General features: G+C 32.3%; 19 protein-coding genes and 2 pseudogenes. 2 read left to right on the top strand and 19 right to left on the bottom strand.

Translation table 11 applies throughout. The features are described from left to right. Positions 1-732 precede the first annotated feature (732 nt). The 17 genes and pseudogenes from LGK97_RS01775 to LGK97_RS01700 form a co-directional block, all read right to left on the bottom strand. A complete protein-coding gene (locus tag LGK97_RS01775; RefSeq protein ID WP_226258218.1) occupies positions 733-1,839 on the bottom strand; it encodes an MBL fold metallo-hydrolase in 1,107 nt (368 codons plus the stop codon). Between the two features lie 58 nt (positions 1,840-1,897). Beyond that, positions 1,898-2,920, bottom strand: a complete 1,023-nt coding sequence (locus LGK97_RS01770; protein ID WP_226258025.1) for a pirin family protein — start codon at positions 2,918-2,920, stop codon at positions 1,898-1,900. A gap of 184 nt (positions 2,921-3,104) precedes the next feature. Next, positions 3,105-3,659, bottom strand: a complete 555-nt coding sequence (locus tag LGK97_RS01765) for a GH3 auxin-responsive promoter family protein (RefSeq protein ID WP_226258217.1) — start codon at positions 3,657-3,659, stop codon at positions 3,105-3,107. A gap of 84 nt (positions 3,660-3,743) precedes the next feature. Beyond that, positions 3,744-4,154, bottom strand: a complete 411-nt coding sequence (locus LGK97_RS01760) for a peptide deformylase (protein ID WP_226258024.1) — start codon at positions 4,152-4,154, stop codon at positions 3,744-3,746. 241 nt (positions 4,155-4,395) lie between these two features. Next, positions 4,396-4,518, bottom strand: a complete 123-nt coding sequence (locus LGK97_RS19730) for a hypothetical protein (RefSeq protein WP_264174951.1) — start codon at positions 4,516-4,518, stop codon at positions 4,396-4,398. Positions 4,519-4,851: 333 nt separating this feature from the next. Then, positions 4,852-4,995 (bottom strand): hypothetical protein, encoded by a 144-nt coding sequence (locus LGK97_RS01755; RefSeq protein WP_226258023.1) that lies wholly within the window; start codon positions 4,993-4,995, stop codon positions 4,852-4,854. A gap of 657 nt (positions 4,996-5,652) precedes the next feature. Further along, positions 5,653-6,204: a Uma2 family endonuclease gene (locus LGK97_RS01750; RefSeq protein ID WP_226258022.1), complete on the bottom strand. Its 552-nt coding sequence runs from the start codon at positions 6,202-6,204 to the stop codon at positions 5,653-5,655. A gap of 169 nt (positions 6,205-6,373) precedes the next feature. Continuing rightward, positions 6,374-6,715 carry a hypothetical protein gene (locus tag LGK97_RS01745; RefSeq protein WP_226258021.1) on the bottom strand — a complete coding sequence of 114 codons (342 nt, stop codon included), beginning with the start codon at positions 6,713-6,715 and terminating at the stop codon, positions 6,374-6,376. A gap of 183 nt (positions 6,716-6,898) precedes the next feature. Next, positions 6,899-7,159, bottom strand: a complete 261-nt coding sequence (locus tag LGK97_RS01740) for a hypothetical protein (protein WP_226258020.1) — start codon at positions 7,157-7,159, stop codon at positions 6,899-6,901. A 93-nt stretch (positions 7,160-7,252) separates the two neighbouring features. Then, positions 7,253-8,905, bottom strand: a complete 1,653-nt coding sequence (locus tag LGK97_RS01735) for an ATP-dependent DNA helicase (protein ID WP_226258019.1) — start codon at positions 8,903-8,905, stop codon at positions 7,253-7,255. Between the two features lie 659 nt (positions 8,906-9,564). Further along, complete coding sequence (locus tag LGK97_RS01730) at positions 9,565-10,059, bottom strand: hypothetical protein (RefSeq protein WP_226258018.1); 495 nt, start codon at positions 10,057-10,059, stop codon at positions 9,565-9,567. A gap of 350 nt (positions 10,060-10,409) precedes the next feature. Next, positions 10,410-10,559: a lmo0937 family membrane protein gene (locus LGK97_RS01725; protein WP_226258017.1), complete on the bottom strand. Its 150-nt coding sequence runs from the start codon at positions 10,557-10,559 to the stop codon at positions 10,410-10,412. A gap of 125 nt (positions 10,560-10,684) precedes the next feature. Beyond that, on the bottom strand, positions 10,685-11,164 hold the full coding sequence (locus LGK97_RS01720) for a hypothetical protein (protein ID WP_226258016.1): 480 nt from the start codon (positions 11,162-11,164) through the stop codon (positions 10,685-10,687). A gap of 230 nt (positions 11,165-11,394) precedes the next feature. Further along, positions 11,395-11,841: a hemerythrin domain-containing protein gene (locus LGK97_RS01715; protein ID WP_226258015.1), complete on the bottom strand. Its 447-nt coding sequence runs from the start codon at positions 11,839-11,841 to the stop codon at positions 11,395-11,397. A gap of 323 nt (positions 11,842-12,164) precedes the next feature. Continuing rightward, positions 12,165-12,458 (bottom strand): hypothetical protein, encoded by a 294-nt coding sequence (locus LGK97_RS01710; protein ID WP_226258014.1) that lies wholly within the window; start codon positions 12,456-12,458, stop codon positions 12,165-12,167. Between the two features lie 66 nt (positions 12,459-12,524). Beyond that, positions 12,525-12,581: pseudogene (locus LGK97_RS20010) on the bottom strand (hypothetical protein); the annotation flags it as partial. Positions 12,582-12,619: 38 nt separating this feature from the next. Beyond that, the gene (locus tag LGK97_RS01700; protein ID WP_226258013.1) at positions 12,620-13,168 is read right to left on the bottom strand and encodes a hypothetical protein; all 549 of its coding nucleotides are present in this window, start codon (positions 13,166-13,168) and stop codon (positions 12,620-12,622) included. Positions 13,169-13,341: 173 nt separating this feature from the next. Between LGK97_RS01700 and LGK97_RS01695 the strand changes: the two genes are divergently transcribed. Continuing rightward, positions 13,342-13,581 (top strand): hypothetical protein, encoded by a 240-nt coding sequence (locus tag LGK97_RS01695; protein ID WP_226258012.1) that lies wholly within the window; start codon positions 13,342-13,344, stop codon positions 13,579-13,581. A gap of 313 nt (positions 13,582-13,894) precedes the next feature. On the opposite strand, the gene LGK97_RS01690 is transcribed toward LGK97_RS01695, so the two are convergent. Both LGK97_RS01690 and LGK97_RS01685 read right to left on the bottom strand, forming a co-directional pair. Next, positions 13,895-14,239 (bottom strand): hypothetical protein, encoded by a 345-nt coding sequence (locus tag LGK97_RS01690; RefSeq protein WP_226258011.1) that lies wholly within the window; start codon positions 14,237-14,239, stop codon positions 13,895-13,897. Between the two features lie 285 nt (positions 14,240-14,524). After that, positions 14,525-14,812 (bottom strand): winged helix-turn-helix transcriptional regulator, encoded by a 288-nt coding sequence (locus LGK97_RS01685; protein WP_226258216.1) that lies wholly within the window; start codon positions 14,810-14,812, stop codon positions 14,525-14,527. A 121-nt stretch (positions 14,813-14,933) separates the two neighbouring features. Between LGK97_RS01685 and LGK97_RS01680 the strand changes: the two are divergent. After that, a pseudogene (locus LGK97_RS01680) lies at positions 14,934-15,159 on the top strand (helix-turn-helix domain-containing protein); the annotation flags it as partial.

Here is a 15,159-nt window from a genome sequence, read left to right as displayed (position 1 = left end):
TAAAATGCGTAAGTGGATCAAGATTGTGATTTAGTGAAATCTGTAAGACAGGAATATCCGCATCTGGATACATCATCTTCAAAGGTATATAAGCACCTGATCATAAGGTCTGTTGTTGTCCATGCGATGTGCAATACCACTTTCCTTAAATAATCCAGATATTTTTAATGCTAAATCAGGATTTCCTTTGCAAGGATATTTAATATTATATGATGCTTCTGGAAATCCTGAGTAATCGTAGACAAGACCTGGTTCACTTCCACTTTGAATTGTGACTATAATTTTTAAAGCGGTAAAACAGACATATATAAATTATTCCTTTCAAGATGATTAAATGGAGGTAAAAAAGCGTGCTGGATTATATAAGGATTCTTCTTAACACTATTTTGGCTATTAATTTGATGTATATGCTCTTAGATTGTACCTTCAAAAACAAGAAGAATCTTTATCTCTTAATTATGTTTGAAGTTGTAATGTTGATTTGAGATGTACTTATTCTTCAAAACTTTGGTTTTGCATATTTTATGAAACTATTCTCACTTTTTATTCATTTCAGCTTACTTTCAGATTTTTCGCTGCTTCAAATAAATCCGTGAACAGCTCATAATGCAAAACGAACAGAATTTACTTAGAACACAAGTAGCAGCAGCTCAGATGCATTTGGAAAACAAATTGTGTTCACAATTTGTTCATGACCCCCAGGGGACTTTATGAAAAACCTCCAAAATATTGTTAAAAATCCCACCATGAAGAATCCGTGATTTGAATATCTGGACCTAATATAACAGTTTCACCAATTCTAGGGACTATTAGATTAACATCAGCTTTTTTAGTCTCTTTTAATGCTCGCTGTATAGGTTCCTTCCAATCATGTCTTGCTAATGTAAATGCTCCCCAGTGCATTAATATCATGTTCTTACCATTTACATCTAAATTTGCTTGAACAGATTGTTCCGGCATCATATGGGTATTGGCCCACCGTCTATCATATTGGGCACCTTCAATTAGGGCAATATCAAAAGGCCCGTATTTATTTCCGATTTCCTTAAAGTGAGGACCATAACCACCATCTCCGCTGTAATATAACCGTGTGTCTTTTCCAATAAGCGCTAGACCACCCCATAGAGTAGTATTTAGATTTAAAATTCCTCTTCCTGAGAAATGCCTTGATGGTGTAAGTGCAAGGGTTAACCCTTCATAGGATTTCTCCTCCCACCAATTGAGTTCTATAATCTTATCTTTAGGAACACCCCATGAAATCAAATGAGCACTTACTCCCAGAGGAACAAAGAAGTGTGATACTTTGCTCTTTAGCTTAAGTATTGATTGATAATCCAAGTGATCATAATGATCATGAGAAATAAAAACTGCATCTATGTTTGGCATGTCATTAATAATATTCATCATATCTTTGCTGTATTTATATCTTTTTACTCCTACAAAAGAAACTGGTGAGGCTATAGGTCCAAGCATAGGGTCTAACAGTATTTTCTTATTATCAATGCTAATTAAAAATGTAGAGTGCCCCAGCCAAGTTAAACTGTCTTTTTCGCTATTAATTTTGTTCCAGTCAATGGGTTCAATTGGAATTTCAGTGGCAGGACGACTGTCTGTAGGCTCCTCTTTAGAACTGCTAGTGTCTTCAGAAGAATTTGATGAACCCATAAATAACTTTGTAGGCACTGTATTAACAAACTTTCCATCAGCATAATTATCAAACTTGCTATAGGCCTTCTCCTGTTCTTTAGTTATGCTTCCCCCAAAGGCTGGATTTAAGTTTAAGAACAACACAATAGCAACAGATAATATCAGTAAAAAAATTAATAAATATATAATCATTTTTTTCATATTTCCTCCCATACTCATACCAACTCATAGCCACTTCATTAGCAAAGAATTAATGTTTAGTTTCAATAGTCCCATCTGCATAACGTGCAAACCTTCCTGTGCTACGTTCATGTACAGGATCTGGTCTATCCCACGGCCATCCACCAAACTGTGTCTTATTAAAATCTGAGAATGCTTCACTGATTTCCTTTTCTGTATTCATAACAAAGGGTCCGTATTGCACTACTGCCTCTTGAATTGGTTCTCCTTCTAAAAGGATCATGTAACTCTCTTTATCTCCATTTGATATGATAATTTCATCATTACCTGATAATTTCACACGGTTTAAGGATGAAATTACTTCACCTTCTATGTTAATAACGCCGCTTCCTTGATAAAAATACAGGTTCCTTAGCAATGTTTTTGAAACAGCTGGTATTGTAAGTGAGGCTCCGGGTTCCATTTGGATAAGATAAATGCCTACATTATTCGTTCTATCATTTGCCCATGAGTTAGGACATGGCTCCAGACCGTCCTTTTGCTGGAAGCTTCCAGTAATTATTTTAACTGCTGCTTTATTTCCATTTTTATCATTACTGTCTACAACTGGTATATCTTCAGACCAAAGCATTTTATAGTCTGGTTCTACAAACTTATCTTTTGAAGACAAGTTTAGCCATATCTGAAACAGTTCCATTGGATTCTCTTTATCCTGATTAACTAAAGGAAACATCTCCACATGCTGACATCCTTTTCCTGTAGTAAGCCACTGAACATCACCATTGCCATAGCGGCCCTTCGAACCAACTGAATCAAAGTGATCAATAACTCCCTTTAGAACTATAGTAACAGTTTCAAAGCCTCTGTGTGGATGTACGGGAAATCCAGGTACGGCTTCTCCATGATACATACTGAACCCATCTTTCCCAGAAAAATCATTTCCAAGATTTCTTCCAGATAGTGACACATCAGGACCTTGCTTTTCATTTCCTTTTGGAAAAGCATCCTTATGATGCATACATGCTATAAAGGGGTTTTCCATCTCCCACTGAAATCCTATTTTTTGAACCTTTTGTATTACTTTACTACCCATATTTTTTACCTCCTTACATTCTTGTGAAAATACTTTCATATATTTAAAATTAATACAATTATAACATAAGCCAAGGAGATTTTTAATATCCTTGACTTATGTTAATACTACCATTGATTTTTCGAAAACATTTCAAGTTTTACTCTTTTGCTCACTTATCATTTAAATATAGGACCAAAGGTTACTATATTTTCCATACTCTTTCTTCCTTTATTAACTCAAAAGTATTTGGAGCTAATGGCATTACTTTTACCATTCCTACTCTCTTGTTATTTCTAGCTCTATCATAGGCTAGATTTGCCTTTCTAATTTCACTATCCAATGTTTCCTCCAAAGATTCAAGTTTATAATTAGATATATTATTTTTAAATTCAAAATAAAAAATATATCTTCCAGGTGTAATTGAATTATCCGGCCTTGTAGTATAATCCACTAAGTTTAAGTTCAATTTCCTTATTGTACTTCTTATTGAATTAGTTAAATGTTCTTCATTAGTCTTTTCAGACACCATATTCAACACTTGATTTTTCCTATATAAAAATTCAACTTCTGGACAATTATTATAAAAATCAACTACCCTAATAACATTACCAATTCTATATCTATAAAGGCCTGCGTAATTAGTAATAACTATTTCGTATTTCCCACCTACTTTTAGTTCATCTAAACAAAGTGTATGTTGATTTTCTTCCTCTGTTTCTTCAATAGGAATAAATTCATAAAAAACAGTATCAGGGATAATTACATATCTTATTGTTATTCAAGCTAACATGGTTTTCAATGACCTCTAGGCTAGTAATTACTTCATATTTTAATTATTCAATTAGATTATTATACCTTCAAAATGATCCATTTCATGCTGAATTATCTGCGCGGTAAATCCAGTAAACACTTGCTTTTGCTTCTTACAATTTCTATCCAGATATTCCACTTCTATGATTTCATATCTCTTTGTTTTTCTAACCCCCATTAAAGATAAGCAACTCTCTTCTGTTTCATAAAGTTTTTCTTTCTTTAATATAACTGGATTTACCATAGGTACAATAAGATTTCCTACAGTAAATACCAATATACATTTTTTTACTCCAATCATGTTTCCAGCTAGTCCAACACAATGCTCTAAGTTTGCTCTTAATGTGTCTGTTAAATCATCAATTACTGCCATATCATTTTTAGTAGCCTCTTCAGATTTTTGTCTTAAAAATAATACATCTTTTACGATTGTTTTTATCATAGTTTATACCTCTTTTTCTGTTATATTATTTATAAAAAATAATATATGATTTTAAAATATATCATTATATTATAAACATTAGCCATTGCTTTCACTTAATACACATACTTAACTCAAAAAAATTATAACATAAACCAATGACAATTTTAATATCATTGGCTTAAATTTTAGTATTTTAAAGACATCTTTCAATTTTGGCTCTCCTGAGATATGCTTCACCATATCATCCTTTCCTGGGGTTTTAAAATAAGTGTCTCAGTGCCATACCCAGTATTCCATCTTCAACTCCCACCCTTATCTCTTCAATATTTTCATTTAAAATATCCACTTCTATTCCCCTTATACTAACCTCTTCATCAAACACTTTAACTTTATATCAGGTTTCAAAAGAAATATACCCGAGTCCTCATATGCTCCTAGATACTGCTGAGGCTTTTATTTTACATAAGAATGCATGTAATCATTTTGATGGTTATTCACTATTAAATTTAAATGAGCATGAAGCTAATCTATTTGCTGTTGCTTTGCTATTTGATCCTAATTTATTTAAAATATATATACAAAGCACGGATAACCATGTACTGAAAGCTGTCTTAGATTACAACGTTAATTATTCTTAAACTTAAGTTATTCACCCATTATATATCCAACTAAAAAAGATTCCATCAAGTTAATTTAACTTGGTGGAATCTTTTTACTATTCTACCTCTCCTTCTTCTTTTCCTTCTGCCTTATAGTGTAACTTTCTAATCTCGTCAATGCTCATTTTAAAAACACCTCCATTTAGCTTTTTATACTCTTCATATCTTTTTTCTAACTCCGGATTTTGAATTAAAAACAAATATTCTAAAAAATCTACTAAGGCTTTTATCTGATCATTATCTTTGATTTTATCATTATCTTTGATTTTATCATTATCTTTTATATCTCTGGAAAAAGTAATTCTACTATTTCAATTTCAAAGGCCTCCAAAATTGATTTCCATGCTGCATCAAAATCATGTTTCTTTCCCAAAGTTTATTCACTTCCCTGTAGTTATATAATTCTTGAATTAGTTTCATTATATCACATTGATTTTTTCTTTACGCTACTTTTTAGCCATTCAAACAAATGTCTCATTTTCGCCTAGCTAGTCGCTTAACTCCCTTCTTTTAGGTTGTCGAACCGACCCCTTAGGAGATGACTTCCAGTCATCTCCTTGCTAATTAACTGCAGATTAGAAAACGTAAAAAAGTCGTTGATGATCTGAAGGCGTTTCTATTTGCAATTATAACAATACTTATTTTTTATCATTATTAAATAATCTCTTTCTCCGTTAAATTATAAAATGCCTCTTTCACATTAAATGTTTCATTTTCTAAAGGAATAACTTCTGTTTGCTATTGAAATGAGCACCAATAGCTATCACTCCAGCCACTGATGCTCATTTTAAATTCCAACTAATTTTTTCAGTATTCTTCACAAGTCAAAGTTCCCCTAGAAACAAGCCCTGTTGCTTCTAATCAAATATATTTTTTAATTTTATTGTCAATTCAGGAAACACTGTGCTTATATAATTATCATTGTCTTTAAAAGTATTTGATATTCTAAGTTGGCCATCTTGAAGTGAATATTGAACAATGTGTCCGTTTGGTTCAACAATATTATATTCAAGAACACCAAATTTTTGATATACAATTAATTTAGTTATGTAATCATGACTAGAAGTACCTTTTGATACCACTTCAAAAATTATTTTAGGGGCAGATGTATAACTTTGACCTTTTCTTGTAGCGTCTTCACATATTATGAATACATCAGGCTTATACTTGAATTCTTCTTTATCATTTTCAAATATAACCTCAATTTGCTCAGTTTGAACTTTACATTTACTACCTTTTAGGAACTGTTTTAAGGAACTAGCAATATTTAAAACAATATCATTATGTTCAATGGAGGTATCTGAATGCATAATTATTATACCATTACTATATTCAGTTTTACATTCGTATATACTTTGTAATTTCTCATATTCATCACATGTAATAAATTCTAGTTTATTTGGTTCCATATATTATTCTCCCTTTCATAATAAGATGTGCTATCCTCACAATTTATACTTATGAATATAGGATATGTAGTTATTTAATAGTATTATATCATATCTTAATACCTGTAAATTCCCTTTTAACAGAAAGAAAATAATTTAAGTATAAATCTATTTCTATGTTAGTGAATAACTATCTCACAGGAGTATTGCCATATAATTTTTCATTAAGTAAACTGCATTGATCCTCATCTAGCTTTAGTTCATTATTTTTGTAAAGAATATCAATTACATCATCCCATTGCTTGAATGAACTTATAAGAATTGCCTTTTGTACTGTATATAGAAGCCGTACTTCATTCTTATAAAATTTGGGTTGTTCCCTATCATTAAAAAATCTAACTGCATATTCCTTTGAGGCAACTGCTCTACCTATTTCCAAAAGAACATTATCTGTAGTAGAATTTACAGTATCTATGATAGTTTGTAATGGAATAATATCTTGGAGTTTATATTTACCCCCACTTTTAGCCACGATAAAAGCCCCCTTAATTAATAACTGCCTCAGTTCACTTTGTCCTATTTTAGTATATACTTGAAACTAATTTAATGCATGTATTCCCACATAAATAATTTAGAAAATTTAATAATCAAATTTATAGATTTCAATTTTTTGCTTCAAAATTACCATTTTCATCTTCATCCCCAGCATGTCTATCTACTTAGCATCAAAATCAATAAAGTACTTTCTCTCTGGTGTATGTATGGTGAGAGTTGCTAAATTAATATTTTCCTCTAAAATATCCACTCTGTATTCGAACATGATATCATCATTTTGCTTCTTCATGAATAAGTAACTTCCTTCCTCTTGCTCCTCGGCCTCATCACTTATTTCAGCGTAGATTTCTTCGCCACTTACTTCTCCAGGATATCCTGACTTTCTTATCTTTTCATCTATTGCTTTATAAAACTGCTGCATTTTTTCACCCTCCATATAATATCTATTTATCTTCAAACCAAGTATATACTATGCTTCTAAATAACAGTATCCTTAATCATTAAAAACCTCACTTTAAATCTCCCTATGTTCCAACGTTTTGATTTTCGCTCCTCTAGGCAGAGCTCTCATAACCACCTTTTCCCATGGGGTTCCTATTACTTGATCCATGACAGCTATTGCTCCACGGTCATCTTTTGTTCTAATTAATCTGCCACAACCTTGTTTTAACTTCAATCCCATTTCAGGGTAATCAACGGTTATAAGTGGATTCAGCCCCTCTTCTTCTGCCTCTTTGCGCCTCATTTCAATCAAAGGGTCTAGGGAAGGAAAGGGAAGTTGCCAAACTACAACGAGAGATAAAGACTCCCCGGGCACATCAATTCCCTCCCAAAAGGTAGAACCTACTAATACAGATGTAACTTCCGCACGAAACTTTTTGACAAGATATCCTCGCTCACCTTTATCCTCCCATAAAACTTCAAAAGGTAGCGCGTATCCGCTAATTGCTTTTCTTATTTTTTTAACTTCCTTCAAAGAGCTCGCAAGTATCAGCGCTCTCCCTCCATTTTCTTTCAGCAAACATATCAATTGTTTAATTTTATGTGAAAACTTGGCACTAGAAGTAGCTTCAAAGGATGGCTCATTTAAATAAACCACCACCTGCTGCTCAATATCAAATGGACTTCCAACCATTGATATTGATGGATCTTTTAAACCAAGAGTCCTCATAAGGTAACCAAAATCACCCTCGTCACTTAAAGTACCTGAAGTAAACACCACAGGCAATTTTTTTGAAAATAAATGTTTATCAAGCATATTGCTCAAATTCCGAGGAACTACACAAAAGCTACCGTCTGCCCTATCTACCCAAGTAATAACCTCTCTACCTTTATTCCTACCAAACCTAGCTAAGGCTGTAATTGATAGTTCTATTTGAATTTCAAAAGTATGTAACGTGCTTTCCGGTAGCCCGTCTATGTATAGCTCTTCCTCAATTTGAATCTCAAAGAGCAAGCGATCTAGTGCCTTATGAAAAGTATCTGCTGCTTTCAGAAGTATATCATCGATGCGAACCGCCAGACGCTCTGATTGCTCATCATCTATTACGTTTTGATTAAGTTTTTCGAAAAAGTTGGAAGTTGCCTGGTCCAAGGCAATTACACTTACAACTAGTGAAGTTCTTGCTCCCTGAATTTCCTCCATGGAAAGGATAATATTATCAATATCCTCTTTATAAATTTGTCTTCCAGCACCCATTGCTGCTGGCAGTATGACTTTATGGCCTTCATCAAAAATCACCAGCGAGTAATCTGGAAGAATAGGCATTTTACCATCTGCAATTCTTTCATCCCTTGTCCACAGGTCCTGAAAAAAGATACTATGATCAGCAATAATTAAATCCTTGGAAGATCTGTAATGTTCCCTCACCTTAACAAGCTTACAAAAGCCTCTTCTGGTACAAGCATCACAGGGCATAGTCTCATCCCATCCAATCTGTCTCCACACACTATCGGATATATGCGGCATTTCTGAGCGTTCACCTTTTGTAGTCCTGGCTAACCATTGATTAATCTCATCAGAGGCTGCTCTATCGCCAAATACTCCACCCATTCCACTAACTTTCTCATCACAAACATACTGACGAGGATCCTTTGCCATTGGCGCATCTATTTCAAGTCCCAGTATTCGTGAAAGCGTTTGAATATCTCCTTTTGCCCCTGCCAATTGTTCCTGAAGTGCTGCTTTTGCACATGCAATTACTACAGGCTTTCCGCTAAAACCAGCGTAGGCAATTGCAGTGAGTAAGTAGGCGAAGGTCTTTCCGGTACCGACCTCAGCCTCAGCCAGATGAACTTTTTTATTACAAACAGCATCAGCAAGCTGAAACGCAGTATATATTTGTTCATCACGTATCTCATATCCGTGCTTTGGAAGAATATCGTAAAAAACATCACCAATCCAATCCATCAACTTACCTTTAAACTCTTTTTTTGTTTTATAATCAAAGGTGGTCCCTATTTTCTTATACAAAATTTTATCCTCCTGTTAACCTATGAAATACCATAGAAAGTGTTATGCGAAAATTTACTGTCAGTTATGTACATGCACATAGTTTTTCTTTATACACTAAACATAACCATCCTTACATTTTAAACTTTTTCAATAAGTATTATAACATTAACAATGGAGAAAAAAATTACATCTTTTAATAATTCTAATTTATATTACACAAAGTCTAGTCAATTTCCTAGAATTTCATAAACAAGAAATAGGTATTTATTACTAATACTCTGGGATAATAGAAATGCGCATTGAATACACAATGAGATAAATTTATCGTTATGAGTCCTGATGCTTGTTAATTATCCGCGTTTTGGAACTTCTTACTTTATTCTCCGTAGTGAATTTGCTTTTTTAATTAAATCAGTGTATTTCCTATGTTGTTCATTCAGCCTATTAATTGTTAATTCTATTGCCTGAGGACTATTTTTCAAAAGAACAGGATATTTATTCTTCAAGTATGTATTTAAAGCTTCTTTTTCAAATTGAGTAGGCACAATAGGAGCTGCAGGGATAGTTAATGGTTCATCTCTCTCACATAATTCCTCTGCACTTACAAATGCGTATTGTATAAAATTCTGCAATGAAGGGTGGTTTTTATTTATAGAATATCTACCGAGCTCATCTAACAGCAATCTATCAAACCATACACCTATTATCATGTTTGGATTTCTTTCTTTAATTTCATAAGCAATATGAACATGAAGAACCTCTTGCTGTGAAAGTTCAGGTATAGGTTTGATATTATCCCATTTTACATTTGGAACCTTTATTATTTTTCCATCCATACAAATACATAAATTTAAAAATCCAGCCATATTATCACCACCCTATTATTATCTTTAATTATTATCAGATTCTAGAATTTATAAACCTTTCATCTTTAAAACTATTTCACTGATCTGGTAAAACTGCTGACAATGCTTACTAAAATTTGCACCCATGAGGTGGTTGCTATAAATGCATACAACAGAATTTATTCAATAAATAAAGGCTGTGACGTTACCCTGTGGTCGTTGAATAAATTGAGTACCAATAGCTATTCTAAGTAATCTTTAATTCAAAGGATATAAGACAAGTGATAAAGTCCCTTTATCATGCCCCATGCTTAGAGCAATAAAAGAAGTAGCTTACGCCACTTCTTTTATATTCTATCTTCCTCTATATTTTATCTTCCTCTACCAGTAACATAGTCGAATATAAATACAATTGCTGCTACTATTAATAATACATGCACTAAATTGCCACCTATTTTTAATAAAAAACCTAACAACCAGAAAAATACTACTATTCCGCCTAACCATCTTAAGAATCCCATTTAAATCTCTCCTTTCTTTCCTCTCCTTTTAATATATTATTTATATCACTTATTACAATACTTAAATACACAAATGAAATTATACCAATAATGAAAATCATAAACGGTAGAATATTTCCTAATTTCTATCCTTTGAGATTATTTTTTATATTATTTTTTGTGTCCTTAAGGTTGTCCTTTTCTTTCTTAATATCAATCTTAACATCCTCTAATTTCTGCTTTCCCTCTTTTATGTTATCTTCTACACCACTTTTTACTTCTTCCACTTTGGATTTACCTTCCATAACAGTCTCTTCTACCTTATCTTTACCTATTTCTATAGCTTCTTCTATTTTATCTTTACCTGTATCTACAACTTTTTCTACTTTCTTTTTACCTATTTCTAAAGTATCTGATACTTTTTCTTTACTTGTTTCTATAGCTTCTGACACCTTTTTTTTAGCTTTATTAATTGAATTATTAATACTATCACTGTTTTGGGAAATAGCTATTGCCATTGCAGCTCCTGCAGTTGCTCCTAGAGTAGTTGCTAAAGTTAAATTTCTAACTTTGTCCTTTTGTTTTTTCTTATTTATAGTTTTAAATACATCTTTAACTTTAATCATATATTTACCCTCCCATATTCTAATAAATTTAATTTCTGCTTTATAATATTTATATTATAACACAATATATTTTATTATTCGATAATAATTATTAATTAATAATTATTTATTTTTCTGTCCTTATAGCTAAACAGCAGTTGTTCCATGTATTAAGATATAAAGCCCTTCTCAATGAGTCCTCATCTTCTCTAATCACAATATATTTATCTAGCTTTATATATAATTTTAGTTTAATTTGAATTCTCAATAGCTTCCTCTACTTTTTTAAATTTTTCTCCAAGTTCTTCACAAGTATCTTTATCTAAGATTTTCCTGGCTTCAATAAATACTTCTTTCTCTTCTTCATCAAGATGATGTTCAAGCATCTCTTTAAAAACTTTAAATTTAGGTCCCCAACTTTCATGGTCAACATTTAAAGATTCTAGCTCACCTATTAAATACTTTATAACATTGTGTTCTTCAATACATTCTAAAGATAACTCTTTTGTCTCCTTATGCTTGTACAATTCAGAAAATAATGACTTTTCTTCTGCTTCATGATGAGACTCTAATTCTTTCTTAAGGGAAGTAAACAACTCTGTTCTTGTTTTTATTGCTCTACTTGTCATTTCCTCTAGTTTATTAGCTACTTTTCTAAAGTTTTTATGTTCTTCGATAATAATATCAAAAATATTCATTTTTAATTCCCTCCTTATACATTTTTTTATTATATATTACCATATCATAATATTCTGTCAATGGTAATTACTGTTAATTAACATATTATTCTTTGGTAATTGTTAAAAATTTTATGGACTATTCATCTGTGATATTGTTTATTATTTTAATAAATCCACACTATTTATAATGATATGCACTTATAATTGACATGCACTTAATAGCCCTCCTACTTGGATAGCGTCTAAATAATTTAGAGTACATAAATAAACAAATATAGGATGATCTATCGGAAGTTTATGTTTCCTATGTTATTATTATGTTTTTAAAAGCAAAATCTTCTTTATATAATATATAAGTAAGTGTCGTGAATATTTGTATTAGCATTTTTATCTTGGTCCTCACTTAAATTCCCTCCTGAAACCCCAGCATTTCCACAAGAAGAGCTTTTGTTACTATAGTACATTTTATATGGAATAGTTATAGCTCTACTATCTTTTGGCAGTGATTTATCCCTACAGCCTGGATACGTCACCCCGTTAAATTTACATTCACCGCCCTTTATATAAGATATAAACCTTTCATAAAGCAGGTTAGATCCATAGCTAGCATACCAAACATAATCCGCTTTTTTCATAATACCCCAAGGTTGATTTTCAAATCCTATTTTAGCTTTTCTTGAAACTTCTTGATTATAAATATAGGTATAAGCATCTTGAAACTCATTACTATCATTAACAACACTAATCAGCTTTCTTATATATAAACTTTCTTCTCCCTCAAGCCTATCTAGTTTCCTTAAGGTTTTATTATCTTTGTTTTATCTATCATTACAGCATCCTCTAGCCAAGTAGTTATATCTCCAATCATTCTTGAGAACTCAGGTGACATTTCAGGGTAGTTTCTAACAAACTCCATAACTTCACCTTTTGAAAATATTTGAAGTGCGCTTAATCTTCCTTTTATATCATCATGGCCGTGACCCTTTAGCCCTCTTCCAGTAGAGGCCACTAATGCCATTTTCAAAGCATTGTCAAAACCTTCAATAGTGCTGCATTCATTTTTATGCTGCATATAAAACTTCATCATAATAGCTGCACCTATATAGGTTGGCTCGTACCAGTAAAGAACTCTAATATCTGAAGGTACTTCTGGACTTGGTATAAGAGCAAAAAAACCTTTTTCATCCTGCTCTTTAATAAGTGAAGAAATGAACTCCTTTACTTTTTCAAGATTTGCTGTACCTATGGATAACTTATCTAAAACTTCCTCCATTTTAATAATATATTCACCTAACACTCTTCCATGCTTTGCACACTTTTCTGGTCTTTGAAATTTAGTTAACATATAACATACCTCCATAAATTCTTATTCCCCAATGGGTTAATTAGATAAAAGCAACAAAAACTGTTCCAGTTTTTATAAGTGGTCAGGCACCTTTCAAAAATTGGAAACGTAGTGAGCGATTTTTGTTGCTGAGTAGATGGAAGGATATGAGCTTAAATGATAGGAGAGATTTTTTGAGGGGCGAGGGTGAATTAGGTGCAAATGCCATTGGAACAGAAATGCGGCAACAGGTTTCTACAATAGAGGTGTGGTGCGAACTCTTTGAAAAAGAGGCAAGTACAATAAGAAAAATAGATTCTCATGAGATTGGTGGAATAATGAGAAAAATTGAGGGGTGGGAGAACACTAACAGTAGAGTTTACTTACCTATTTACGGAAGGCAAAGGGCTTTTATAAGGAAATCAGTAGCATAGTGTGGGACAAGTATTATTGTTGTCCCATGCCTGTCCTATACCTTGTCCCGCAACCTAATCCCTTATGGAAACAGGGTTTAGGACACCATTGGGACAAACGGGACAAAAATTGTATATAGAGGTATGTAAATTAGGTAGAATAATAAGGGTGTGTATGCCTAATACGTATAAGCGCGTAAGAGAATCTTGTCCACATTGTCCCAAAAACACATGAAGCCTAGTAGATAAGCCATTCTCATGAAGGACAAAGGGGATATGTCAGCAAAAGCAGCAGGTGAATAGCAACAAAAACTGTCCCAGTTTTTGTAAGGGTTCAGGTACCATAGCCATCATTATCTAAGCTGCTTATATCAATTTTAAAACCATAATCAGTATTTAACTTGAGAGCTAGCTCTTTATAAATTTTCTTACCAGAAACTTTATCATTAAAAACTTTTATATTATCCATTGATACATTTATTGCTTCGGAAATAATACTATTTAAATCTGTTTTATTAGTGGTCTTAATAACATTCTTATCAAGTATTTTAATCATTTCATCCTGCATAACTAAGGAATATTTTTTATCTCCAAGTAAAATCTTTTCAAGATTTTTATACTCACCATCATATTTATTGCTTTCAGTAAACTTTTCAATCATGGTTTTAATAGTTGGCATATATATATCCACACCTTATTTATATTAATTAATTTATCTTTGGAATTGGGTCAGACCCCATAGAAGAAACTGGAAACAGTTTCTTCTTGCTCCTGAGTTATAGAGTCCATTAATACAGCATTAATAGGCCTTATATCTCTAATTAGCAATGAAGAACTATAATATGATTCTATTAGCTATGGTACATTAAAGGAAGAGTGGAAAATGACATAAAATATGACTAGCTTAACACATTCAGCTCCGGGCAATTTTCTGTTCCACTACCACACAGACCCCGGAGATTGTTTATAGTTCTTCTAACTTATTCCATTTTTGTTTTTCTCCCCATTTATACAATTCATTAAGAGTTGGAAGTAATTCTTCTCCTGATTTTGTTAAATTATATTTTACTGAGGGAGGAATTGTTTTAAAATTATGACGTAATACTATTCCATCCTTTTCCAATTCTTTTAAGCATTTTGTAAGCATTGTGTTTGTTATACCATTTACCTTTCTTTTTAACTCATTATAATGCAGTCCATCAGTATTCGCTAATTTCCATAATATAGGTAGCTTCCACTTAGGTCCTACTATTTTTAATGCACGGAATATAGTGTATATGTTAATCTAAAAGTACCCCACCATTCTAATTGAAAACTCCTCCACTTTAATGTAAACTTTCTTATGATAGAACATCATAAGAGGGGGAATGGAGATGATCAAATTGAGTGAAAAACAGCACATCATAATATCGGCACATCTAAACGGAAAGTCTCAAAGGTGCATAGCAAGAGAGACTGGAATTGATAGAAAAACTATTAGAAAATATCTTAAAGAATATGAATTGACAAAACAAGAGATTTTAAACTTTGAAGGACAAATTGAAGATATAAGGGAACTTCAGAGTATTATTGTTGAGAGACCTAAATATAAGTGTTTAA

The sequence above is a fragment of the Clostridium sp. CS001 genome (assembly GCF_020443565.1).
Lineage (GTDB): Bacteria > Bacillota > Clostridia > Clostridiales > Clostridiaceae > Clostridium_AD.
The sequence above is the reverse complement of the archived record's forward strand: the minus strand, read 5'-3'. Positions and strand labels throughout refer to the sequence as shown.